The organism is Rhodococcus sp. P4_E4 (genome assembly GCF_056401575.1).
Genome location: NZ_JBFUJB010000004.1, coordinates 128,964 through 154,109, shown reverse-complemented (window position 1 = coordinate 154,109; position 25,146 = coordinate 128,964). Strand labels below are relative to the sequence as shown.

The window sequence follows — 25,146 nt, the reverse complement described above, 5'->3', positions numbered from 1 at the left end:
ATTCGTTCGCTCAATTCCGGTGTAACGAAACATCGATTCGGACGATGGTCGCCGAAGAATATCTGGAATTTCTCGTTGTCTGATCGACATTCGCGTGCTGTTGCTAATTCTCGGTGTGTCACGAATGTTCAGATTGATAGTTGTCGGATGTTTGTTTTGCGGTGATCGACCAATTTGGGACATTCGGCGAATTGGCCACATATTCGGCATTGCGGCATTTCGGTGCGCACTCAACTGAGCATTTGCCGATCTCGAGAAAACGGTGGCCGTGAAACCCGTGTCCGGTACGGATGTTCAAACCACTGCTTGACCGGCGACGAAGCAAATAAGTAACTCCGAGTTACAGCTAACTCTCGATTGCTGTCAAATTGCTGATACATGTTCACGGAGCTGAACGACCTTTGTTATTTGTTTATGCCTTGAGGTGAATCTGCGTTTTACACACGGCTGAACGCGTGGTTAGTCTTCGGTCGATTGAGTCTCCCGTGGATGCGCGCGAAAATAGGAAGTGTAAGATGACTGAAGATTCAACTAATCCCGCGATCGCGATAGTCGGGATGAGCATGTGGTCTCCCGGTGCCCATGATCTGCAAGGATTTTGGGAGAACGTCCTCGCGCGACGGATGCAATTCCGAAAGTTTCCCGAGTCGCGGATGTCGCTCGACGACTACTGGAGCGCGAGCCCTGACGACGTCGACAAGACATACGCCGACCGCGGCGCGTTCATGGACGGTTTCGAATTCGACTGGGTCGGTCGCCGGATACCGGAGCGAACCTTCAAGTCGACAGATCTCACACACTGGTTGGCGCTGGAAACAGCACTCGGGGCTTTGACGGACGCGGGCTACAGCCGAGGATCGGTGCCAACTGGACGCAGCGCGGCAATCGTCGGCAACTCCCTCACCGGTGAAGAATCCCGGATGTGGTCGATGCGTTTGCGTTGGCCTTACGTCAAGCGCGCACTCGCTGTGGCAGCCGAAGCGCGCCAGTTGGACAGTTCCGTCGCCGATGCTCTCGCCGAGACGATGGAAGAGGTCTACAAAGGCCCGTTGGTGGAGCCGAGTGAAGACACTCTGGCCGGCATGTTGTCGAATACGATCGCCGGCCGTATCTGCAATTACCTCGACTTCAACGGCGGCGGGTACGTCGTGGACGGTGCGTGCGCGTCCGGAATGCTCGCGGTGGCGACTGCAGCCGAAAAGCTGGCGTCCGGCGCGGCCGACTTCGTATTGGCAGGTGGAGTCGACGTCAGCCTGGATCCTTTGGAACTGGTGGGATTCGCCCGTTTGGGTGCACTGACACGCGGCGACATGAACGTGTACGACGCAAGCCGAAGCGGATTCATCCCGGGTGAAGGTTGCGGATTCGTGGCCTTGAAACGACTCGAGGACGCCAGGGCGGACGGCGACTACGTGTACGCGACGATTCGCGGCTGGGGCATCTCTACCGATGGCAAGGGTGGAATTACCAAGCCCCGCGACGAAACTCAGGCCGAAATGATCCGTCGCGCATACTCGGGAGCGGGATTCGCGGCCAGCGAGGTTGCCTTTGTCGAAGGACACGGAACTGGTACTCCCGTCGGGGACCCTGTCGAATTGTCCGGCGTCCAGCAGGCCGCGCAGACGGACGGACCAGTCGAGGCTCGTAGCATCGGCATGACCTCACTGAAGTCGCTGATCGGGCACACGAAGGCGGCGTCGGGCATCCTTGCGCTGATCAAGGCGACCATGGCCGTCAATCAACGAATCCTTCCGCCGCTCGCCGGTTGCACCGACCCGAACCCGGCGTTCGGAACCGAAGCACCGGCACTCTTTCCGCTTGTCAACGGCGAGATCAGAGATCCGTCGGAGAAGATGCGTGCCGGTGCGCAAGCCATGGGTTTCGGCGGTATCAACTGCCACGTCGCGATCGAATCGGCTGATGCACCGTCCAGCAAGCTGACACCCTCGCAAGACGTCCGCACGATGATGGCGTCGTATCAGGACACCGAGGTATTTGTACTCTCTGCAGATTCCGCGGTGGACTTGGCGACCCGAGCGCGGGATGTTGCAGATCTGGCGGTTCCGTTGAGTGTTGCGGAGCTGCTGGACTTTTCGGCGAAACTCTCGCGAGTGATCTCGCCGACCGCGCCCTTCCGTGCCGCAGTGGTGGCCGGACGTCCCGCGCAGTTGGCCGAACGCATGCGTCAGCTTGCCGTGATCTGCGAGAACTCCGCTCCAGCTTCCGGCCAGGTCAAGGTGGTGAGCAACGAGATCTCGATTTCGAACAGCGTCCGCCACGACATCGGATTCCTGTTCCCTGGACAGGGATCCCAACAACTCGAGATGGCTCGCGTGCTGATCGAGCGCTTCGAGTGGGCGCGCGAACTGGCGACCAAGGCGGACGGCTGGTTGGAGGGAGTTGGAGCGGAGGCGATCACGCCGCGGATTCTGCGGAACCCGGTCAAGAGCGCTGACGCTGCGGAATTGGCGAAGTGGAAGCGGGACCTCGCCCAGACACAGTTCACCCAGCCCGCCGTCGCCTTGGCGTCGCTGCTCTGGTTCGAGTACCTCCGCCGATTGGGTGTCACACCCAGTGCTGTCGCCGGCCACAGTCTCGGGGAGTTGACTGCGCTCTACGCGGCCGGAGCTTACGACCAGAAGACGCTGATCACCTTGGCTGCGGCGAAGGGCGCGGCCATGGCTGTCAGTGGTGGTGGAAACGGCGCAATGGCGAGCCTGACCTGCGACCGATCGACGGCTGAGGCGATCATCGCGGAGGCAAAGGGTTACGCGACCGTCGCGAATCTGAATACGCCCACGCAGAGTGTGGTTTCGGGTACCAAAGACGCGGTCGACGATGTGGTTGCCATCGCGAAGACGCGCGGAGTGTCGGCTCAGGCGCTTGCCGTGTCGAATGCTTTCCACTCCGAGATGATGAACGAGGCCGAACGGGAGCTGAAGTCCACTGCGCCCGTTGAGGAGCAAGTCGATTCGTTGACTTGCCCCGTGTATTCCTGTGTCGAAGGGGAACGCGTACAGACGCCACTGGCACTTCGCGAATTGGTCACCAAACAGGTTGTCTCACCGGTTGACTGGGTCAAGACGGTAAGTGGGATCTCGCAGGAAGTGGACCTGCTCGTCGAGGTCGGACCCGGCCGTGTGCTGACCGGGCTCACCAAGGCGATCAATGGGACCGACGGCGTGCGCTGCTTCCCCGTTGCGTCCAAGTCCGGACGCGACGAGGACTTCAACGTCGCACTGGCCGCGATGTACGTACACGGCGCTCAGGTCCGCTGGAACGAACTTTTCGACGGCCGGTTCGTGCGCGAATTCGTTCCTGCCGATCAGAAGGTATTCATCGAGAACCTGGCCGAGGCGAAGCTGACGGTTACCTCTGCTCCCGAACCGCTCGCACTTGGTACGTCCGGCGGGGATCCGGCTGCGGCGCTGGCCGATTACCTGAGCCGACGCGGGACCTTCCTCGTCGACGTCATTCGCGCGGATGTAGGCAGTGGAGCGACTTCTCCATCTTCTCCATCTGTTCCATCTGCTCCGACTTCGCGGGCAGTCACCAACGGCCACGAATCTGTAGCAGCGAAAGCTCCTTCGCCGGTTTCGGCTCCGGTAGTCGAAGAGCCGGCTGTCGCGGGCGCTGGGTCCGTGGAAAGTGAGCTGATCAGGATCCTCGCCGATACGACGGGATTCCCCGCCGAGTCGATCACGACGGATCTGCGTCTGCTCGATGATCTGAATCTCGACTCGATCAGTGCGGCAGAGGCTATTTCGAAGGTTGCACATCAGTTCGAGGTTGTCGACCTCGACCCTGCCGAGTTGGCCAACGCCACCATCGGAGAAGCAGCATCGCTGATCCTTGCGGCATCACCGCATCCCGGTTCTGCCGTTCCAGCAGCGAGTTCGGCGCAGTCGGACGTGTCGCGAATACTGCTCGAGGTAATCGCGGAGGACACCGGATTTCCGGTGGAGTCTCTCGACGTCGATCTCCACCTTCTGGACGACCTGAACATGGACTCGATCAAGGCCGCCGATGCAATCGCGACGGTGGCAACACGATTGGGTGTTCAGGGTGACCTGGATCCGGCCGAACTCGTCAACGTCAGCCTGGGTGAACTGATCGAAGTGCTCGATCGGTCCGCGAAGGAGAAGTCGGGGCAGCAGCAGCCGGCTGCGCGGGCGCTGCCGGCGAAGGCAAAGGGTATATCAGCCGACAGCTTCACCTGGGTTCGCGATTACACCCTGGAAAAGGTTCGGAGCGAGACAGCGTTGCACGGAGTCCGAGACCTCACGGACACGACGTTTGTCGTCATCGGTGACGACGCCGGTTTGGTCGGAAGGTTGGAATCCGAACTTCGAGGTCGTGGCGCTCAGGTCGACATTCGCACATTCTCCGACAGCACTACTGCGAATGCACACCACGTGGTTGCCGTAATGCCGCGCGTGACCGATGATTCCGTCACCGAAAGCGGCTTGCGCCGTGGGATCGAACACATGTACAAGATAGTTCCGGCGCAGCAAAGTGGAGGCGCGCGAACCACATTGGCAGTGGTTCAGTTCACCGATGTCGAGTTGAGCAATCCAGCGCCGGTGCCGAGTGTGGCGGCTTTCACCGCTTCGGTGCATCACGAGCGTCCCGAACTGGATGTGCGCGTCATAGGATTCGACGGCTCGACTGCGGACGCGGAGGTAGCAGCCACTGTCGTCTCCGAGTTGGATTCGGTTGCACCCTATGTGTTCGCGACTTACGACGCCGAGATGGGACGCACGGCACTGCAACCGCGGGTTCTCGCCTCCAACGACTACACCGTCCGCGAAAGCGGATTGGGAAGTTCGGATGTCGTGGTCGTGACCGGTGGCGCGAAAGGCATCATGGCCCAATGTGCTCTGGCCCTCGGTCGAAAGACCGGCGCCGAACTGGTGCTGATCGGAAGCTCTCAGCGACAAGCGGGCGACGAAATCGCCTCCACTCTTGCGGACTTCACGTCTGCCGGTTTGAGCGCTCACTACTATCGCTGCAACGTCACGGATGCCGCGGCGGTGGCCGGCGTCGTCGCCCAGATCGAGGTCGAGGTGGGGCCGATCACCGGGTTTGTCCACGGTGCGGGGGCAAATGTTCCGCGGCGGTTCGAGAGAGTCGACAGCGCTGCGGCTTTCAAGGAGGTTGCACCTAAGGTCCTGGGCGCAGCCAACTTCGTCGAAGCGCTCGCTGATCGTGACTTGAAGCTGTTCGTGGGCTTCTCTTCCATCATCGGATTCACAGGTATGCCCGGAAACAGCTGGTATGCATACGGAAACGAGCTTCTCGACGAAATGGTGGTGCGGTATGCCGCCGGGCACCCGAAGACTCGGACGTTCTCGCTCGCGTACAGCGTGTGGGGAGAGACCGGAATGGGCGCCCGCATGGGCAGTGTCAACCACCTCGCGAAGATGGGTGTCATGCCGATTTCGACGGCTGCGGGAGTGGATCATTTCCTTCGCCTGGTCGACAGCGGACCCGAGGCGAGTCGTATCGTCGTGACCAGTCGACTCGGCGGTCTCGACACCTGGGCGCCTGCAGCACCGGCTCTGCCGGCGGTGTCGCGCTACATCGACCAAGTGGTGACATTCGAGCCTCAAGTAGAACTGGTGACCCGGACGACGTTGTCCACCTCGGCGGATCCCTTTGTCCTCGATCATGTCTGGAAGGGATCGGCGCTGCTTCCGACGGTGTTCGGACTCGAGGCGATGTCGCAGGCGGCGGCGTATGTCACGGGACGCGTGACCCTGGGTCGCGTCCGCATCGACGACATCAAACTGGATCGACCGATCGTCGTCGACACGGTCGAGGGCACCAGAGTCGAGATCAAGGCAAGCGTCGTGGAGCAGGATCGTGATGCCGCAGGAACGCGGGTGCATGTCACGATCGGCACCGAACGGACCGGGTACGGGCGGCCCCATTTCTCGGCCGACTTCATCTTCGGGCTGGACGAATCACTGCCGGAGTTCGAGAAGGAGTTGCCGCGACCGGTGCTCGACATCGATCCGTTGGACGACCTCTACTCGTGGTTGCTGTTCCAGGAGGGCGATTTCCGCCGACTCGAAGAGATCTCGAGCCTCGATTCCGAGCACATTCTCTTCAGTGCTATTTCGCGAGCCGACCGTAAGCAGCACCTCCTCGGTGATCCGTATTTCCTCGATTCCCTGCTCCAATCGGGCCAGATCATGGTTCCGCGGGAGATCTGCCTTCCGGTCAACATTGCGCGAATCGACATGTACGACGGACGATTCGAGGCTCGTTCGTTCACCGCGTACGCCTACGACAAGGTGCAGACAGAGACCCACATGCAAGCCGACGTGGCGGTGGTGAAGGACGGACGAGTGGTGATGCAGCTCGAGGGATATCGCTCCCAGATTCTCTCCCACGACGAAAGCCGTCCTACGGCTGAGGAAATCGCGGATCCGACTGCGCGCGACGCACAGATCATTCTCGACAAGCTCGCGCAACACAGCCGGGCGTTGGGAGTGAAGAGCCCGCGGGTTGTGGTCGCGCACACCCCGGGGATTCACGAGTTGACCAAGTCGGAACGCCACGAGCAGGAGAAACCGATCGCCGAGGCGGCCGTGAACATTCATCTCGATGAGGATGTGGTGATCAAATGAGTAATGCCTTTGCCATCGAATGGCAGGAAACCGGAAAGCCCGTCGTTGTCGGTGATATTCCGCCCTCTGTGGATGTCTCGCTCTCGCACGACGGCAGCAAGTCACTCAGTTCGGCCGGCGACTGGCCTCAGGGGTGTGACATCGAACCGATTCGCTCCCGAACCGTCGTGCAGTGGAAGGCGCTTCTGGGTTCGGCGCGGATTCCGCTGCTCGACGAGTTGATCGCAGGCGGCGAATCACTCGATCGTGCGGGAACCAGGCTGTGGGCGGCGGCCGAGGCGATCCGAAAGGCCACAGGGCAGATGTCGGTTTCTCTGGCGATGGGCGCCAGGGAGGACGACGCAGTGACCTTCCGCGGCGGCGTCGAGGGAAGCGTGGTGGTTCTGACTTTTCCGGCTCTGTTGACGGACAACGAGGAGCGGATTCTCGCTTTTGTGACCGATGAGGCGGATGCCGAAGAGCGTGTTTCGGACGAGGCGGATGCGGAAGAACCGGCGCAGGGCCCGGCACCACAGTTCGACTCCGGCCCGTTGTCGGCGAAGTCTCTCGCGCAGTTCGATCCGATGGCCTACGGCTCCGACGTGCATGTGGTGGCCCGGAGCGGCTATCCGGCGGTGTCGATCCGGTTCCCCGTCGGGTTCCGGGACGCGTGCAACGTCGGTGGATCAGTGGGGTTCGCGAGCTTCGCGCTGTGGTTGGGCGCTTTGCGAGAGAGGGGAACCGGACCGATCTCGAAGCAGATCGTGGAGGACATGGCGACGGGCCGTTGGGGCATGGTGACCAACAACTCCGAGGTGTTCATCGATGCGAACCTGTACACCGACGACATTGTCGAGGGGACGATCTGGATCACCGAGCTCACCGGTCCGGATCGGGCAACCACCAATCTGCATGTCGAATGGTGCCGGGTCGACGGCGAGACGCGCACTCACATCGGGTGGAGTGCGATGCAGACGACGTGGGTGGAAATCCTCTCCCACGGTGTGGTGGCGGCACGGCCGATGCCGCAGTACTTCCACGATTTCATCGAGCCGATGACGATTCCGACGGGGGCGAAGAACGTCGCTGTCCCCACACAACCGAAGGACGTCGATCGTGGTTCCTTGATCCGCTCGGCTCCGATGGTGCCGCGCAATCCGTACCTGCTCGAATCCGAGGTGTTCTCGACGACGATGCAGGACGGAAACGTCGTGGGCAACATCTACTTCGGTAACTATTACATCTGGCAGTCGAGGGTTCGGGACAAGTTCCTCGCCCGTTCTCAGCGTGAGGCCATGGCGGCCAGAGGCGCTCTCGGGGAACTGCGTTGTGTGCACACCAGAGTTGAGCATCTGCGCGAGGTCATGCCGTTCGACGACGTCCTGGTCACGATGTCCTTGACTGCCCTCTACGAGAGGGGGATCGACCTCGAGTTCGAGTACTTCAAGGTCAATCAGGACGGATCACGGGAGAAGCTCGCGATCGCTCGGCACAGAACTGTCTGGACGATGCCGGGCGCTCCGGGAGAACTGGAAATCTCTCCGCCGTCGAAACTTCCGCAGTCACTGATCGATTCGGTGCTGGAGGCGATCGACGGAAAGTAGACGGGGGATTTTCCGAGATCGAAGTGGAGAGACGGGTTGCGTTTTCCTTGCCGGAGAACGCAACCCGTTTCGATGGGGAGGGGTATGTATGGGTATCGGGGTTTCGAGAAGGTCGGTTCTGAAGGGGTCGGCAGTCGGCACGGTGGCGGTTGCATTGGGTGCAAAGGCAAGTGCTGTTCCAACCGGGAGCGCGGACATCGAGTCGCCGTTGATTTTTCATTCGCCGGAGTTCGAGCCGTTTTGTGACGAACTACCCTCGTTGTCGACGCTTTCCGGAAACGAGATCACGCTGACAGCGCAAGTGGGGCAACATGCCTTTCATCGGGATTTTCCATCGTCCCCGGCACTGTCGTACCGCAGCGGAGAGATCGGTGGCGGTTATCTGGGCCCGACCGTCGAGGCGCATTCCGGCGAGCCGATCATGTTGACGTTCGAGAACGATCTGACCGGACATCCGTTGTCAGCGGACATGGATATGACGCTGCACGGAATGCAGGCCGACTTTCGTGCGAAACCGCCGACGTCGTTGCACTTGCACGGTGGAGTCACTTCACCTGAGAGCGACGGCCACCCGGAACTGCTGGTGATGCCGGGACAGGCTGCGATGCATCACTTTTCGCACGGTCAGGAAGCCGCCCACCTCTGGTATCACGATCACGCGATGGGCATCACCCGGCTCAACGTCTACGCCGGTCTGATCGGCAACTATCTGATCAGGGATGAATTCGACACCGGCAAACTGGGAAATCCGTTGGGGTTGCCGGCCGAGGAATTCGAGATCCCGTTGATCCTGCAGGAGAAGATCTTCACGCCGACAGGCGCCCAGAACGGCCGATCCACCATCTTGATCCCGGAAGGATCGTGGGAAGGCGGCGCGGTGGGCGACGTTGGCTTGGTCAACGGCAAGGTGTGGCCGGAACTGTCTGTGGCTCGGGGCCTTTACCGCTTCCGCATCGTCAATGCGTCGTCGGCAAGTGTGTGGAATCTTCACTTCTCGAACATGATGACGTTCTGGGTCATCGGCAACGACGCCGGAATGCTCGACGCACCCGTCGCGGTCAATGCCTTCCGCTGCGCACCGGGGGAGCGGTACGACCTCCTCGTCGATTTCACCGGACTGTCGGAGGGTTCGACGGTGGAGCTCCGCAACGACGAGGCGCCCCCGCTGCCCGCTGCTGTCATCGGTGAAGTGACTATGCCGCTGTTCTGCCGGTTCCGCGGCGACTCCAGGCGCGGATTCACCGGTGGTGTTCCGTCGCAACTGCGCGGTGGGCGCCGACAACGTGACGTTCTCGCCCCGTTGGAGCAGCCGACGGTAATTCGCACGGTGACAGTGAGCCAGCAACTGGAACTGCGGAATCCACCGGCTCAGATGACGCTGAACAACCTGACGTTCAGCACCACGGACGTCGAGAGGCCGCGGCAAGGCACCGTCGAGCAGTGGAACATCGTCAACACCACGCCGGACCCGCATCCGATACACCTGCACCTGGTGAATTTCCGGATTCTCGGCAGGACACCGATGCGGACGCTGGAGTACTTGATCCGCCATCCGCAGCCGGTGATCGGCAACAAGTGGACTCCGTCGCCCGACGGGTTCGAGGCGGGGCCGATGATCGCGCCGGCGCCGTGGGAAGCGGGGATGAAGGACACCGTCAGGGTGGACGGCGGCACTGTCACCCGGATCATCGTGCGATTCCCCACCGAGGATGAGCTGGGTTTCGATCCCGACGCGATGTTCGATCGTCTTCCGAGCGCTGTGATGACGGGCGGTGGGATGACGGGCGGTGATCAGGCGCATCAGGGAAACGGGCATCACGGCATGAGCAACCACGACGCGAGTAACACCGGTCGGCTCCAGGGATACGTGTGGCATTGCCATCTACTCGATCACGAAGATCACGACATGATGTTGCCGTATCGCATCGTGCCGTGAGTGCTTCCGGGGGCGCTCTCGAAATGAACCGAAGCGGGCAGGCGTTCGCGCGTCGGATCACCTCGGTCACCTAGCAGGATCGCTTCGGTCCTTCCCATGAATTTGGAACACGTTCTACAGTGAAAGGGCTGAGGTCTGTACCTCGGCCATGCGCCACCACCGAAGGCGGCGCGGACGATCTGCAGACCGGTTCGACGAATTACACGGAAGGAACACCTCACAGTGACCACAGAGGCATTCATTTATGAAGCCATCCGTACCCCGCGAGGCCGCGGCAAGAAGACCGGGTCGTTGCACTCGGTCAAGCCGATCTCGCTGGTCACGGGTCTGATCCAGGAACTGCGCGTGCGCTTTCCCGACCTCGACGAGGATCGGATTTCCGACCTCATCCTGGGCGTCGTCACCCCCGTTGGCGATCAGGGAATGGACATCGCCCGCGTTGCAGTCAACGATGCGGGACTGCCGGACACCGTCGGCGGCGTTCAGCTCAACCGTTTCTGCGCTTCCGGTCTCGAAGCCGTGAACATGGCAGCTCAGAAGGTTCGGTCCGGCTGGGACGAACTGGTGATCGCCGGTGGCGTCGAGTCGATGTCCCGCGTTCCGATGGGATCCGACGGTGGACCGTGGGCGCTCGACCCCGCCACCAACTACGACAACTACTTCGTGCCGCAGGGCGTCGGCGCAGACCTCATCGCCACCATCGAGGGCTTCTCGCGTGACGACGTCGATGCATACGCCGTGCGCTCGCAGGACCTCGCCGCCAAGGCGTGGACCGGCGGATACTTCGCCAAGTCGGTAGTGCCGGTCAAGGACATCAACGGCATCACCATCCTCGACAACGACGAGCACATGCGTCCGGGCACCACGGCCGAGAACCTTGCCGGCCTGGCTTCCGCGTTCGGTGTGATCGGTGAAATCGGCGGATTCGACGCCGTATCGCTGCAGAAGTACCACTGGGTCGAGAAGATCAACCACGTTCACCACGGCGGCAACAGCTCGGGAATCGTCGACGGCGCTGCACTCGTGCTCGTCGGTAGCGAGCAGGCCGGCAAGGACATGGGTCTGACGCCGCGCGCTCGCGTCGTCGCCACCGCCACCAGCGGCGCCGACTCCACCATCATGCTCACCGGCCCGACGCCGGCGTCGAAGAAGGTTCTGGCAGCTGCCGGCCTGACGGTCGACGACATCGACCTCTTCGAGATCAACGAGGCATTCGCTTCCGTCGTCCTGAAGTTCCAGAAGGACCTGAACATCCCGGACGAGAAGCTCAACGTCAACGGTGGCGCGATCGCCATGGGTCACCCGCTCGGTGCAACCGGCGCGATGATCACCGGAACGATGGTCGACGAGCTCGAGCGTCGTGGCGGCAAGCGCGCCCTCATCACCCTGTGCATCGGCGGCGGTATGGGCGTTGCCACCATCATCGAGCGCGTCTGACGCGGCGTCCGTCCTTCCAACGAGGCTTACCAGGAGTCAAGCAAAGTGACTGATCAGAACATCATCAACTGGGACCAGGACGCCGACGGCATCGTCGTGCTCACCATCAACGATCCCAACCAGGGCGCAAACACCATGAACGACGCGTACATCGCGTCGATGAAGGCCACCGTCGACCGTCTGGTCGCCGAGAAGGACTCCATCACCGGTGCCGTCATCACCTCAGGCAAGAAGACCTTCTTCGCCGGTGGCGACCTCAAGAACATGATCAAGGTCGGCCCCGAGCAGGCCGAGGAGATCTACAACCACAGCGTCGAGATCAAGGCAGACCTGCGTCGCCTCGAAACTCTCGGCAAGCCGGTAGTCGCCGCCATCAACGGCGCGGCCCTCGGCGGCGGCCTCGAGATCGCTCTCGCGACCCACCACCGCATCGCGGCAGACGTCAAGGGCGTCAAGATCGGCCTGCCCGAGGTCACCCTCGGCCTGCTGCCCGGCGGCGGCGGCGTCGTGCGCACCGTGCGGATGCTCGGTCTGCAGAACGCGCTCATGGGCGTCCTGCTCCAGGGGCAGCAGCGTGGACCCGTTCAGGCCAAGGAAGTCGGCCTCATCGACGAGGTCGTCGGCTCGGTAGAAGAACTGGTTCCGGCTGCGAAGGCATGGATCAAGGCCAACCCCGAAGGCGGCGTTCAGCCGTGGGATGTCAAGGGCTACAAGATCCCTGGCGGAACCCCGTCCACCCCGGCATTCGCTGCCAACCTTCCGGCGTTCCCCGCGAACCTGCGTAAGCAGCTCAAGGGTGCTCCGATGCCGGCTCCGCGCGCCATCATGGCCGCAGCCGTCGAAGGCTCGCAGGTCGACATCGACAACGCGCTCCTCATCGAGGCTCGCTACTTCACCTCGCTGGTGACCGGCCGCGTCGCGAAGAACATGATTCAGGCGTTCTTCTTCGACCTGCAGTCGATCAACGGCGGCGGTTCACGTCCGGCAGGCATCGAGAAGTCCACCATCAAGAAGGTCGGCGTCCTCGGCGCGGGCATGATGGGCGCGGGCATCGCGTACGTCTCCGCGAAGGCCGGCTTCGACGTCGTCCTCAAGGACGTCAGCATCGAGGCTGCCAACAAGGGCAAGGCGTACGCCGAAGGCATTGAGGCCAAGGCACTCTCGCGCGGCAAGACCACGCAGGAGAAGTCCGACGCACTCCTCGCCAAGATCACCCCGACGGCTGACCCGGCAGATTTCGCCGGCGTCGACTTCGTCATCGAAGCGGTCTTCGAGAGTCAGGAACTCAAGCACAAGGTGTTCCAGGAGATCGAGGACATCGTCGATCCCAAGGCGCTGCTGGGCTCGAACACCTCGACGCTGCCCATCACGGGTCTCGCCACCGGCGTGAAGCGTCAGGAAGACTTCATCGGCATCCACTTCTTCTCGCCCGTCGACAAGATGCCGCTGGTGGAGATCATCCGCGGTGAGAAGACCTCCGACGAGACTCTGGCTCGCGTGTTCGACTACGTCCAGGCGATCCGCAAGACGCCGATCGTGGTCAACGACTCGCGTGGCTTCTTCACCTCGCGTGTCATCGGAACCTTCATCAACGAGGCCATCGGCATGCTCGCCGAGGGCGTCGAGCCTGCCACCATCGAGCAGGCCGGTATGCAGGCCGGTTACCCGGCTGCGCCGCTTCAGCTTTCGGATGAGCTCAACCTCACCCTCATGCAGAAGATCCGCAAGGAATCTGCCGACGCCGCCAAGGCCGAGGGCAAGGAACTGCCGGCAGATCCGGCCGGCGAGGTCATCAACACCCTCGTCGAGAAGTTCGATCGTAAGGGCAAGCTCGGTGGAGCCGGCTTCTACGATTACGCCGAGGGCAAGCGCACCGGCCTGTGGTCCGGACTCCGCGAGAACTTCAACTCCGGAACCTCCGATGCTCCGATCCAGGACCTCATCGACCGCATGCTGTTCATCGAGGCGATCGAGACGCAGAAGTGCTTCGACGAGAACGTCCTGATCACCACGGCGGACGCCAACATCGGCTCCATCATGGGCATCGGATTCCCGGCCTGGACCGGTGGCGTTCACCAGTTCATCGTCGGATACGAGGGCGGCACGGCCGGCTTCGTTGCTCGCGCAAAGGAACTCGCTGCGCAGTACGGCCCGCGGTTCACCCCGCCGGCTTCGCTAGGGGCATAGCCCCCGTGCGCCTTTTTGGTAGTTACGGCTACCAAAAAGGCGCACAGGGGTTTATCCCCAGCTTGTGAGTTATCCACAGACGAACTCCGACAGCAAATTTCACGTCAGTCCTGTCGGAGTTCGGCCTGACGCTTGGTGCCATGACTACGTCTCATGGTGGAAGCGAGTTTCTCCGGATTCTCGATGCGCAATCCGGTCTGGTACGGCAACAGCAACTCTCGTCATTCGGATACAACCGAGGGATACTGCGGAACTTTCTGGACCGCGGCGAATGGCAGCGTGTTCTACAAGGTGTATATGCAGTGACCGCTGGCCCGCTCACCAGAGAAATGATCCTGAACGCCGCTTGGCTCTACGGTGGCCCGCAAGCGATTCTGAGCCACGACACTGCAGCTGAGGAATGGGGAATGCGTCGCATCGACGCAGACAAGCCAGTCCATGTCACGGTGCCCTACGGCAAGTCCGCTCGCTGTCAGTCCGCGACAATCCGCCGAGTTCCAGCGCGAACGTCGGGTGCACTTGTCAGAGTGGGCGGCGTGGTTCACCCCGGGGTCGTCGTCCACCGATCCCGAGCTCACCGATACATCGGCGTGCCGTCAGTCATACCTCGAACGTCGCGGGCTGATACCGCGATTGATCTTGCGACCGCCGAATCCACAGCGCGAAGCGCCTACGTTTCACTCATCACCACAGTGACAAATGCGCGAATTCCGTTGAACGATGTGCGCCGTCGGATTGACGAACGAACACCACATCGATTCAAGGGTGCGCTTTCCGATGCGGTACGACTCCTGGCAGACGGGGTGCAGTCAACGCTCGAATACCACTATGCGGTCGACGTGGAGCAGGCGCACGGGTTGCCGTCGGCCGGACGCCAGTCACCGGTCCGCGTCGACGGCCGCACGCTGTACGAGGACTGCGATTACAGCGAAGTGGGTGTGCCGCTGATCGTGCGTCTCGACGGTCGGTGGGCGCATTCCATGGCAGAAGTGGCATTTCGTGATCGCCGCCGTGACAATGCGGCAGAACTGGCAGGTCGTCCGCGGTTGGTCTACGGATTCGACGAGGTGATGAAGACTCCGTGCCAGGTTGCACATGAAGTGGAGACGGTCTTGCGGCGCGGAGGCTGGGTGAGGACGCAGTCGGGTGCCTGCGGCACCTGTGCGCCTTTTTGGTAGTGCCGACTACCAAAAAGGCGCACAGGGGCTTTGCCCCTAGGCCTTCCACCACGGGCGAAGCGGCACATGCGCCTCACCCTTGGGGCCGAGCTTGACGGCCAGAACCTGGTGCAGCTGAACGACGTTGCGCTCGAACCCGAGTCGTGAGCCGGCCATGTACAGGCCCCAGACGCGTGCGGTTCCCTCGCCGACCTCGGCGACGCAGGCGTCCCAGTTGTCGACGAGGTTCTGGCACCATCCGGCGAGCGTCAGTGCGTAGTGCTCGCGCAGGTTCTCCTCGTGGCGCACCTCGAGACCGACGTTCTGGATCTCGGAGATGATGCGACCCGAACCGGTGAGCTCCCCGTCGGGGAAGACGTACCGGTCGATGAATCCGCCTGCCTTGGCACTGCTTCGGTTGTCCGGACGGGTGATGCAGTGGTTGAGCAGACGCCCACCTTCACGCAGCTTGCCCTTGAGGAACTCGAAGTACGCCGGGTAGTTTCCGACGCCGATGTGTTCGGTCAGGCCGATGGAGGACACTGCGTCGAATCCGGTTTCGGCCACGTCGCGGTAGTCGGAGAAACGGACCTGGGCGAGATCGGCGAGGCCCTCGTCCTCGATGGCCTTCTGTGCCCAATCCGCTTGCTCGCGTGAGAGAGTCACGCCGATCACCTTGACGCCGCGTCGGGCCGCGTAGCGAACCATCGAGCCCCAGCCGCAACCGATGTCGAGAAGTCGATCACCCTTCTGGAGTCCGAGCTTCTCGAACACCAGGCGGTACTTGTTCTCCTGGGCTTCTTCGAGCGTCTGTTCCGCATTGTCGTAGGCGGCACAGGTGTACGTCATGGACGGGCCGAGGACGTACTCGTAGAAGGTGTTGGAGACGTCGTAATGGTGATGGATGACTTCGGCGTCACGAGTCTTGGAGTGACGCAGTCCTTCTGCGACGCGACGCCAGCGAGGAAGGTGTTCCTGGGGCGGCGGGGCGATGGGCCGCAACAGATCCCAGCCCAGTGAACGGGTGATGCTGGCGAGTGTCAGTGCCGACGGGCGCTTGAGGTGGAGTTCGTCACCCATGATGCGCAGGATCTCGTACGGATCACCGGGGTGAACACCCTCGGCTTCGAGATCGCCGGAGACGTACGCGCGGGCCATGCCGAGATCGCCGGGCGCCGTTGCGAGATAAGTGGTTCCGCGAGTCGACTTGAGGTGCAGTCCGTAGTCGGCATCTTCGGGGCCGGCGGTGCTGCCGTCGTACGCGGTGAATCGAAGCGGCAGCATGCCGTCGGAAAGCGTCTCGAGAATCTCGGCAATAGAGAGCTTGTCCTGGCTTTTGGAGTCTTTGAACGTGGTCATTTACGTTGCACCGCCTTAGAGAATAGATCCAATAAACGGGATTTCGGGTCGTAGCGTTCCTTGAGTCCGATGTACCGGTCGCCGCCGTAGTACAGCTCCTCGAAGTCTTCCTTCGAGTAGTAGGAGTCGGAGTAGAGCGATTTGTGTCCGTCGAAATCGCTGACCTTTTCTTCGATCAGTCGATTTGCTGCCCCCTCGCGCTCGCCGGGAACGATCGGCACCGAAGACCAGAAGCCGATGTTGACGTAGGTGCGCTTGGGTTCGAGGGGGTAGAGGGGCCACGGCCGAGAAGCTGAGGCAGCGGCCGGGCTGGGCTCACGAAGACGCAACGGGCACAACCACAGTGGTTCGATCGGAATTTCCTCGAGGAACCAAGAGACGAAGTCCGCGGTTCGTTCGATGGGTACCTCGACGTCCTGGACGACGCGTTCGCGCGGGGGCTTGCCCTTGCGCTTTTCGAGGCGATCTCCGATGTCGTACTTGTGGTCGAGGGCGATCAGCTTCCAGTAGAAGCTGCTGCGCAGGTACTGCTTGGGCCAGAAGCGTCGAATCTTCGGGTTCTGTGCACCGAAAGCCCGTGAGCACCAGAACCAGTCGGTGTCCCAGCGCCACAGGTAGTCCCGAATGGTCAAGCGATCCGTCTTGGGCTGTGTGAGTGACGGATGCTGGATCGACCGGTAGAAGATGTCCTGGTCGGTGTAATCGCTGACCGGGCCTTCCTCGTCGGTTTGTACGCCGAGTGTGAGGTAGCTCTCGGAATCGGTGAAGACCACCCCGTCGAGATAGTCGACGGCGATCCCGTCGTACTCGCGCTCGGTGACGATGCGATCCATCGTTTCTTCGAGCTTCTTCAACGAATCGAAACGCACGTGTCGCAGGGCGACGTACTTCTTGACGGGTTCGAGTGCGATCTTCAATCGCGTCGAATAGCCAAGTGTGCCGTAGGAATTGGGGAAACCGAAGAACAGTTCGGCGTGTTCGCCGTCCGGCGTTGCGGTGATGATCTCGCCGCTCCCGGTCAGTACGTCGATTTCGAGCACCGACTCGTGTGGCAGGCCGTTGCGGAACGAGGTGGACTCGATGCCCAGGCCCGTCACCGCACCGCCCAGGGTGATGGTCTTTAGTTGAGGTACGACCAGTGGCGCCAGACCGTAGGGCAGCGTCGCGTCGACGAGGTCTTCGTAGGTGCACATGCCGGCGACGTCGGCTGTGTGCGCCTGCGCATCGACGGCGATGACACCTGCCAGACCGCTGACGTCGAGGCCGGGGGCCGACGTCTTGGCGCGAGCGCGGAACAGATTGGATGTCTTCTTTGCCAGGCGTACAGAAGCATCGGCGGGAATGGCGCGGTATGACGCGAGTAGGCGTTCGACGCCTTCTCTGTGCTGCTCGAACCCCATTTCACGCGCAGCATCGGAACCCGGGCCTTGCTTTGTCCGGATTCGATCTAACTTCTGAACTACCCCATTGAACGAGAGAGTCACACCCTGACGCTATCGGTAGTTGCGTGTGCAAGCTATCCGGAGGGGTATTAATGCCCGAATTTGATCGAGTTGTTGCAATCGAACTCGGTAAATGCTCCGAGTGGTGAACCAGCTCACACGGAATGGGTAGATGGTCGAGATACCCGGGCGCAGCAGGCAGTATGGAAAGGAATATCTGCGCAGTTCGAGGTGCGGATTCGGGTAGTCATTCGCGGTATCGAGCCGCGTTGGTCGAGCAAGGAGACGTAGGGCATATGGGTCAGGTCAATGCAATGAGTTCGATAGTCGTCACAGCAGCACCCGACAAGGTGCTCGCGGCGCTCGCGGACTACGAGACGGTTCGCCCGCGGATCCTGTCCGAGCAGTACCTCGACTACAAGGTCGTCGAAGGCGGCCAGGGTGACGGCACCGTCGCGCAGTGGACGCTGAAGGCGACGGAAAAGCGCTCGCGCAACGTCAAGGCCACCGTTACGGTCGACGGCAACGTCATCACCGAGAAGGACGCGAACTCCAGTCTCGTCACCACCTGGACCGTTGCCCCCAACGGCACCGGAACGACGGTGACGACGCTCACCCAGTGGCAGGGTGCCACCGGTATCGGCGGATTCTTCGAGCGCACGTTCGCCCCGAAGGGTCTGCAGCGCATCCAGGCCCAGGTCCTGGACAACCTCAAGCGCGAACTCGTCTAACTGATCCTGCATCACCGAGATGGCGTCGTACCTTCACCGGTACGGCGCCTTCTTTCATGGGCCGGTAATGATCCGCCCCAATTCGGTGAGTGCGGGGTTTCTGCTTTCCCAGTAGTCGCTGTGAACTCCGAACCCAGGCTGCCCGGGTGATCCGGCGAATATCTGCGCGCCGAATTCCGGATCCGACGGGTCGAACCCGTGGACTCCGAGGATCTTGGGGATCAATTGGACCGGATCCCAGAAGGCCGTCGTCGAATGAACATGGCGCGCCACCTCGTCCGAGTCGACGCCGTCCAGGCTCAGTTCGTTCACGCGCTCGACATCGACGCCCGGACTTGCGACAAAAACCAGTTCGTCGACATCGAGAGAAGCGCCACGGGTAGTCGCAGCACCGACGACGGTGCTGCCGTAGGAATGACCGATCACCACGTTGTGCGACGGCTGACCGTCATGCGAGGTTCGTAACCCGTCCTGGAAGCTGTCCAGCCTCGGCGCCGCGGAGTTGGCGTACCGATCCGAGGCTGCATCGGGAATGCCTGGGGGAGCGTCGTATCCGGACCACAGGATCACTGATGTGGCTTCCGTTGGCGCCGCCGCGACCGCCGCGTCGTACATGGCCTTGGTTCGTTGCAGATCTCCGCCGACGCCCGACAGCCCGGAGCCGGTTCCGGGAACCAGTGTTGCGACGTTGTCGGCGGCATCGGGATTACCGACTGCCACTACGGCGTGCCCATCCGTGACCGAGAGAAGGAACGTGTCCGGTCGCAGTTCGCCGCGCACGGCCGTGTATCCGGCAGCTACCGTTCGATCCGGCAACTGCTCGAGCGCAGAGAGGTACCGCCGGTTGTAGTAGTCCCGGTCGAGAGCGGGAAGGCCGTCGCGGCTACCGATGGACGGATCCCACCTCGCCAACGCGTCTTTCTCGTTGGGAGTGAGCGATTCCCACAGTCGGTGTAACTCCGTTGGTGTCCCGGGGAGTGTCGACCTCCCATCGATGATGTCGACGACAGTGCGGTTGAGGCGATCAGTCTGATTGCCAAGGAGTGATCCGATCTCCCGGAATGCCTCACCCAGAGCAGTCGCGGCCCGGTTGTCTTCATCGTCGAGTGCCGTCAATGCAGTGGAGATCCTCTGCTGAAAAATCTCTGCAGCCGTGGCGTTTTCGGAATCTTGCATGACGTCGGCCAGATTCCACGGCTGCTTCGTCTCAGGCGCCGATACAGCTCCACTGTCTGACACCGTCAAGCCGTGTTCGAGAGTCGCCTCCTCGACCAGGTCCAGAACTGATTTTCGCGCCGCCCCGATCGTATTGGCCGCCCCGCCATACAGATCCGCAACTACGCGAACCGCAATCGACAGCCGCGACGAGGAAAGCGAGATGCCAGACCACTGCACTGCCGCCGCGCTCGACGCTTGTCCCTGCCAGAATTCGCGGACGGCGTCGATGCTGCGTCCGGCGTCATTGCCGAGAGCTTCGATCTGCCGGTCGATGTCGATCAGTTCCGAAGTGCTCGTGCGCAATTTCTCCGGTGACCACGTTCGAAGCTGAGAGACGGTGGGCTGCATCAGTAGGCTCCGCGCAGTTCGGACACCACTTCGCCCTCGGCAGCGTCGTACAGACGTGCTGCGGCAGCGGTTCCCGACGCCATGAGTCCCAATTGCGTAGCCAGGTACCGGTACGCGTCGGCGATGACGCCGGCATTCCCAGTCGACACAGCCGCGACAGCGGACGAGTTCAGGGCCGCCGCGGCTTCGAAAATCGGGCCGGCGGAATCGATCCCCGAGATCTGATCCGCAATTCGAGACAGATCAGCTGAAAGTTGCTGCAGAGCAGCGAAATCTACCTGAAGTATCGGCCCCATGGCAGAACCGTATCCAGGTGAGCTGGCTAGCGGGACGGTGCCGAGTTTCCTGTGGACAATCGGGATTTCTCCACAGTAGCGAGGTCAGGGGGTTGTCAGGAAGGCGGTGACTCCGCTGGTGACGGCGGTTGCGTACTCCTGCTGACCGTCCGGGCTCGTCATGCGCGCTGCCTCGTCGGCATTTCGCATGTTGCCGAGTTCGACCAGAATCGACGGCCGCTGCGAAAGATTGAGACCCGTCAGATCGGCGCGTGGCGCCAACCCGCCGTCACCGATGTAGGTCGACGGGGTGAGCCCGGCGGTGACGAGTGAGTCGCGCATGGTTTCGGCAAAGGCGACGGACGGGCCGGCCTGCACCGTGTTCAGCGGGGGCGCGGAGTAGCAGACGTGGAAGCCCTCGGCCCCCGCTGCTGCGCCGTCCGCGTGAATGCTCACCACTACGTCGGCGCCGGAGGAATTGGCAGCTTCGGCACGTGCGTCGACGCATGATCCGACGCTGACGTCATCGGGTCGACTCAGGACGACAGTTGCGCCTTGGCTTTCGAGCTCGCTCTTGACCAGGCTCGCGACTTCCCAGTTGAAGGTGTGCTCGGGGAACCCGGCATCGGTGTTGGTGCCGGTGGTCTGGCAGTTCTTGGTGCCGCCGCGGCCCGTGGGGACCTGGGTGTTGATGCTGTCGTCGTTCGCCCCGCTGTGCCCGGGGTCGAGGAAGACGACCTTGCCGGTGAGCGCAGCGGGGACGTCAGCGGCGACAGTGCTGAGCGGAGACACCTCGACCGAAGTCGTGGCCTCGGCAGTCTCGGTCGGAATCGTGCACGCAGCGCTCAGAAGCCCAGCCCCGACCACGGCGATCAGGGCAGTGGAGCGGAACACACGTGATGCCATGTTTGACCTACCTGACGGTTTTACGGTGTCTGACTGGTTCCGGCGCACCCGCTCACGGTAGCGCGCACCGACTACGCTGGTGGGGATAACTCTGTAGAAAGGACCGCTCGTGCAACCAGGTGGAGCACCCGACATGTCTGCTCTGTTGGCTCAGGCTCAGCAGATGCAGCAGCAATTGATGGCGGCGCAGCAGGAAATGGCTCAGGCCGAAGTGACCGGTCAGGCCGGTGGCGGACTGGTTGTCGCCACGGTCAAGGGCACCGGCGAGGTTGTCGGTTTGCAGATCGACCCCAAGGTCGTCGACCCCGAAGACGTCGAGACGCTGCAGGATCTGGTGATCGGCGCGATCGAGGACGCTTCGCGCAAAGCACAGGAAGTCGCTGCTGAGAAGCTCGGCCCGTTGGCCGGCGGACTCGGCGGAGGCCTTCCCGGTCTCCCCGGCTTCTAGAAACGAGAACGCGTGTACGAAGGTCCGGTTCAGGATCTGATCGACGAACTCGGGAAGCTTCCCGGAGTCGGGCCGAAGAGCGCTCAACGCATCGCTTTTCACCTGCTCTCCGTGGAGCCTCCCGAGATCGACCGTTTGAAAAATGCATTGCAGCGCATCCGTGACGGCGTTCAGTTCTGCACGGTGTGCGGAACTGTGTCCGATCAGGAGAAGTGCCGCATCTGCGCCGACGCACGTCGCGATCGCACGGTGATCTGCGTCGTGGAGGAACCGAAGGACGTCCAGGCTGTCGAGCGAACCCGTGAGTTCAAGGGTCGCTATCACGTGCTCGGCGGTGCGCTCAATCCGCTCTCGGGGATCGGGCCGGACCAGTTGCGCATCCGGGAGTTGTTGGCTCGCATCGCAAATCAGGAGGACGGCGTCGACGTGTCCGAGGTCATCATCGCCACCGACCCCAACACGGAGGGTGAGGCGACAGCTACCTATCTCGTTCGCATGATGCGAGACATTCCGGGGCTGACGGTGTCTCGGTTGGCTTCGGGTCTTCCGATGGGTGGCGATCTCGAATTCGCAGACGAGTTGACGCTGGGTCGGGCATTGTCCGGCCGTCGTGAATTGTCGCGGAACGCTTGATGAGCGGCACGGAGCAAGGTCAGCAGGTGCGTCGTACGTCCGAGCAGACGCGTGCGCAGATCATCGCGTCGGCCGGGAAAGCATTCGCGACTCGGCCGTACCGCGAAATCACGCTCAAGGACATCGCCGAAGACGCAGGCGTCAGCGCTCCGCTGATCATCAAGTACTTCGGTTCCAAAGAGCAGTTGTACGACGAGTTGGTCGACTTCCGGGCAGCGGCGGTCACGGTCTTCGACGCCCCGAACGACTCGCTCGGCGAGCGCATGGTCTCGCTGTTCACCAAGCCGTTGGAGTCGTACAAGCCGCTGTCCATGAGCTTGTTGTTCATGAGCGGCGTCAGTGAAGAGAGCAACCGCAAGCTGCGCGAGAACTATTCGACGCAGATGATCGACACCCTCGCCGCTCGCCTGTCCGGCCCCGACGCGAGATTGCGCGCGGAACTGGCGATGTCGATGGTGGTCGGAGTGGCGATCATGCGCCGACGGATGATGGCCGGCCATGCCACCGGCACCCAGGACGAAGTGGTTGCGCTGTACGCACCACTTGTCCAAAAGCTGCTCGACGGGTGAGCGGCATCACAATTCTTGCTTGGTAAATATCCGTTCACCTAATGTAGGTGAACGGATATTTACCTAGTGGGAACAGGCGGTGTGGGGTGACGACGCTCGACCGTCCGCCGGGCACGCCTGCAGCCACCACCCCCGACGCGAGTCTTGCGCAGCCGCGCTCCCGCTTCCTCTTCCCCATCGTTGTCGCCGCCGCCGTGTTCCAGGCTGTTCTGCAGACGGTCATCGTTCCACTGCTGCCGGAGTTGCCGCACTTCACAGGCGCTGGACGCACGGCCGTGTCCTGGCTGGTGACCGTAACGCTGCTGGTCGGCGCCGTCGTCACTCCCATTTTCGGCCGGCTTGCCGACATGTTCGGCAAGAAGAAGATGCTTCTGGTTGCCTTCTCGATGATGACTCTCGGCTCGATGTTGTGTGCGCTGTCGTCGGACATCGCTGTCCTCATCTTCGCGAGAGCGTTGCAGGGAGCCGGGTCGGCGGTCATCCCCATCGGAATCTCCATGCTGCGTGACGAATTGCCACGCAACAAGGTCAATGGCGCAGTGGCCATGATGAGTTCGACGCTCGGCGTCGGAACCGCTTTGGGCATACCGTTTTCTGCGATGATCGCGCAGTACTCGAACTGGCACGTCCTGTTCTGGGTAACCACCGCCATCGGGCTGTCCGTGACTCTTGCTGCGGTGCTGTTCATTCGAGAGTCCGAGCCGAATCCGTCGGGAAGATTCGACGGCGTCGGGGCTGTCGGTCTGAGCGCCGCGATGATCGCTCTGCTCGTGCCGATCACTCAGGGGTCGAGTTGGGGATGGACCAGCGGAGCGGTGATCTCCATGCTGGCCGCGTCGGCGGTGCTGTTCACGCTCTGGGTAATTCAACAGCGGCGCAACGTCAATCCGCTGGTCGACGTCCGCGCTCTCGTGAAACGTGCGGTGTTGATCCCGCATCTGGCGGCTCTGCTGGTCGGGTTCGCATTTTTCGGGAACACACTGATCACTACACAACTCCTCCAGGGGATGAAGGGGCCGGGCGCCGGGTACGGCCTGTCGATCATCGCGGCGGCGCTCTGCCAGATTCCGGCGAGTATCGCGATGGTGCTGTTCTCACCGGTTGCGGTGCGGATCACCGACCGCTTCGGTTCACGGACCGCGATGTTGACCGGTGCCGTGTTCCTCGCCGGCGGGTACGGGATTCACGCAGTTGCCGGTAAGCCACTGTGGGGAGTGGTTGCAGCACTGGGTATCACAGCAGTCGGGACCGCCATCGTCTACAGCACGCTCTCGCTGCTGATTCTGGTTGCCGTGCCTCGACAGCGACTGGCTGCAGCCAACGGGGTGAACTCACTTCTGCGGACGTCCGGAAGCACGATCTGCAGCGCGACGGTGGCAACGATCCTCGCCGCGTTCGTGATCAGCGGTTCGGAACATTCCACGTCGTGGACCGGGTTCTCCGTCGCCTACCTGGTGTGCGCGGGCTGCGCGGTGGTCGTATTCGCGGTGTCGATCCTGTTGCCGCAGGGGCGAACCCCGAAACATCTGGACCTGCCGGATCTCGTCAGGCGACCCTGAATCCCGAGAGGAAGAGTGTGATCATCAGATCCGCGAACTCTTCGGTGGTGTATTTCTGGCGGTCCGGCCAATGCGTGGTCGACCACAGGGTGTCTCGTACCGATCGATAGAAAATCTCCGGGGCCACGTCTTTGCGGAAGATTCCCTGATCGACGCCTTCGGCGATCGCTTTCATCCAGTGCTCGCGGACTTGGCGGGAAGGTCCGTCGACGGATTGCAGGAGATCGTTGTCGCGTAGATACGCCCGATCGTTCTGGTAGATCGCCGTCGGGTGCGGGTGCAGTTCGATGACGACCAGGGTCTCGCGGATCAGGCCGCGTAGGACGTCCTCGGGGTCGTTCGCCGTCTTCTCCACCTGATCGAAGCGGAGTTGAATGTCGGTGATGAAGCCGCGCATGAGCTCGGCGACTATCGCATTCTTCGACTTGAAGTAGTGGTAGAGGCTGCCCGAGAACACACCAGCGGCGTCGCCGATCTCGCGAACGGTCGTGGTGGCGACACCTTTCCTGGCGAACAGCTCGGCTGAGCTCTCCAGGATCTTCTCCCGACGATCTGGTGATGCCACTGAAATCTCCACTGGTTGTCGGTCCTGCTCAGGGCAGGGTTTCGCGGGTGCCGGGCTGCCGGCGTCGAACGTAGCGCAATCCTGCCTGATGGCTCCGGCTCGAACCAATTCGTCGGTGAGATCGCGTGTTTCCACTTCCGGATTCCTATGCTAGCTTC

General features: G+C 62.0%; 17 protein-coding genes. 11 read left to right on the top strand and 6 right to left on the bottom strand.

All coding sequences use genetic code 11. The features are described from left to right. The first annotated feature begins 515 nt into the window (after positions 1-515). The 6 genes from AC1DVN_RS06795 to AC1DVN_RS06770 all read left to right on the top strand — a co-directional run bounded on the left by AC1DVN_RS06795 (position 516) and on the right by AC1DVN_RS06770 (position 14,956). Positions 516-6,635, top strand: coding sequence for an SDR family NAD(P)-dependent oxidoreductase (locus tag AC1DVN_RS06795; protein ID WP_477993635.1), 6,120 nt, complete (start codon positions 516-518; stop codon positions 6,633-6,635). Beyond that, positions 6,632-8,218 carry a hypothetical protein gene (locus AC1DVN_RS06790; RefSeq protein ID WP_021342624.1) on the top strand — a complete coding sequence of 529 codons (1,587 nt, stop codon included), beginning with the start codon at positions 6,632-6,634 and terminating at the stop codon, positions 8,216-8,218. The genes AC1DVN_RS06795 and AC1DVN_RS06790 overlap by 4 nt, the downstream gene beginning before the upstream one ends. 88 nt (positions 8,219-8,306) lie before the next feature. After that, positions 8,307-10,154 (top strand): multicopper oxidase domain-containing protein, encoded by a 1,848-nt coding sequence (locus tag AC1DVN_RS06785; RefSeq protein WP_477846659.1) that lies wholly within the window; start codon positions 8,307-8,309, stop codon positions 10,152-10,154. Positions 10,155-10,376: 222 nt separating this feature from the next. After that, positions 10,377-11,591, top strand: coding sequence for an acetyl-CoA C-acetyltransferase (locus AC1DVN_RS06780; protein WP_003943886.1), 1,215 nt, complete (start codon positions 10,377-10,379; stop codon positions 11,589-11,591). 45 nt (positions 11,592-11,636) lie between these two features. Beyond that, positions 11,637-13,778, top strand: a complete 2,142-nt coding sequence (locus tag AC1DVN_RS06775; protein WP_003943799.1) for a 3-hydroxyacyl-CoA dehydrogenase NAD-binding domain-containing protein — start codon at positions 11,637-11,639, stop codon at positions 13,776-13,778. A 140-nt stretch (positions 13,779-13,918) separates the two neighbouring features. Further along, a complete protein-coding gene (locus tag AC1DVN_RS06770; protein WP_477846658.1) occupies positions 13,919-14,956 on the top strand; it encodes a hypothetical protein in 1,038 nt (345 codons plus the stop codon). A gap of 36 nt (positions 14,957-14,992) precedes the next feature. Here AC1DVN_RS06770 and AC1DVN_RS06765 read toward each other — a convergent pair whose 3' ends face one another. Both AC1DVN_RS06765 and AC1DVN_RS06760 read right to left on the bottom strand, forming a co-directional pair. Beyond that, a complete protein-coding gene (locus AC1DVN_RS06765; RefSeq protein ID WP_003943932.1) occupies positions 14,993-16,294 on the bottom strand; it encodes a class I SAM-dependent methyltransferase in 1,302 nt (433 codons plus the stop codon). Continuing rightward, a complete protein-coding gene (locus AC1DVN_RS06760) occupies positions 16,291-17,694 on the bottom strand; it encodes an FAD-binding oxidoreductase (RefSeq protein WP_019746543.1) in 1,404 nt (467 codons plus the stop codon). Before AC1DVN_RS06760 ends, AC1DVN_RS06765 begins: the two co-directional genes overlap by 4 nt. A 338-nt stretch (positions 17,695-18,032) precedes the next feature. On the opposite strand from AC1DVN_RS06760, the gene AC1DVN_RS06755 reads away from it, so the two are divergent. Then, positions 18,033-18,467: an SRPBCC family protein gene (locus AC1DVN_RS06755; protein ID WP_019746544.1), complete on the top strand. Its 435-nt coding sequence runs from the start codon at positions 18,033-18,035 to the stop codon at positions 18,465-18,467. 54 nt (positions 18,468-18,521) lie between these two features. Here the strand turns inward: AC1DVN_RS06755 and AC1DVN_RS06750 are convergent, their stop codons facing one another. The 3 genes from AC1DVN_RS06750 to AC1DVN_RS06740 all read right to left on the bottom strand — a co-directional run bounded on the left by AC1DVN_RS06750 (position 18,522) and on the right by AC1DVN_RS06740 (position 21,214). Further along, the gene (locus tag AC1DVN_RS06750; protein WP_477993634.1) at positions 18,522-20,033 is read right to left on the bottom strand and encodes an alpha/beta hydrolase; all 1,512 of its coding nucleotides are present in this window, start codon (positions 20,031-20,033) and stop codon (positions 18,522-18,524) included. Further along, positions 20,033-20,329 (bottom strand): hypothetical protein, encoded by a 297-nt coding sequence (locus AC1DVN_RS06745; RefSeq protein ID WP_020905903.1) that lies wholly within the window; start codon positions 20,327-20,329, stop codon positions 20,033-20,035. The genes AC1DVN_RS06750 and AC1DVN_RS06745 overlap by 1 nt, the downstream gene beginning before the upstream one ends. 84 nt (positions 20,330-20,413) lie before the next feature. Then, positions 20,414-21,214: an Rv3717 family N-acetylmuramoyl-L-alanine amidase gene (locus tag AC1DVN_RS06740; RefSeq protein ID WP_020905904.1), complete on the bottom strand. Its 801-nt coding sequence runs from the start codon at positions 21,212-21,214 to the stop codon at positions 20,414-20,416. Positions 21,215-21,323: 109 nt separating this feature from the next. Between AC1DVN_RS06740 and AC1DVN_RS06735 the strand changes: the two genes are divergently transcribed. The 4 genes from AC1DVN_RS06735 to AC1DVN_RS06720 all read left to right on the top strand — a co-directional run bounded on the left by AC1DVN_RS06735 (position 21,324) and on the right by AC1DVN_RS06720 (position 24,423). Continuing rightward, positions 21,324-21,662, top strand: coding sequence for a YbaB/EbfC family nucleoid-associated protein (locus AC1DVN_RS06735; RefSeq protein ID WP_003943929.1), 339 nt, complete (start codon positions 21,324-21,326; stop codon positions 21,660-21,662). A 12-nt stretch (positions 21,663-21,674) separates the two neighbouring features. Continuing rightward, a complete protein-coding gene (recR, locus tag AC1DVN_RS06730) occupies positions 21,675-22,295 on the top strand; it encodes a recombination mediator RecR (RefSeq protein ID WP_003943917.1) in 621 nt (206 codons plus the stop codon). Continuing rightward, the gene (locus tag AC1DVN_RS06725) at positions 22,295-22,864 is read left to right on the top strand and encodes a TetR/AcrR family transcriptional regulator (protein WP_007731538.1); all 570 of its coding nucleotides are present in this window, start codon (positions 22,295-22,297) and stop codon (positions 22,862-22,864) included. Before recR ends, AC1DVN_RS06725 begins: the two co-directional genes overlap by 1 nt. An 86-nt stretch (positions 22,865-22,950) precedes the next feature. Then, positions 22,951-24,423, top strand: a complete 1,473-nt coding sequence (locus tag AC1DVN_RS06720) for an MFS transporter (RefSeq protein WP_069147121.1) — start codon at positions 22,951-22,953, stop codon at positions 24,421-24,423. Here AC1DVN_RS06720 and AC1DVN_RS06715 read toward each other — a convergent pair. Further along, on the bottom strand, positions 24,410-25,123 hold the full coding sequence (locus AC1DVN_RS06715; protein ID WP_020968216.1) for a TetR/AcrR family transcriptional regulator: 714 nt from the start codon (positions 25,121-25,123) through the stop codon (positions 24,410-24,412). The two genes, AC1DVN_RS06720 and AC1DVN_RS06715, sit on opposite strands and share 14 nt — an antisense overlap. Positions 25,124-25,146 lie beyond the last annotated feature (23 nt).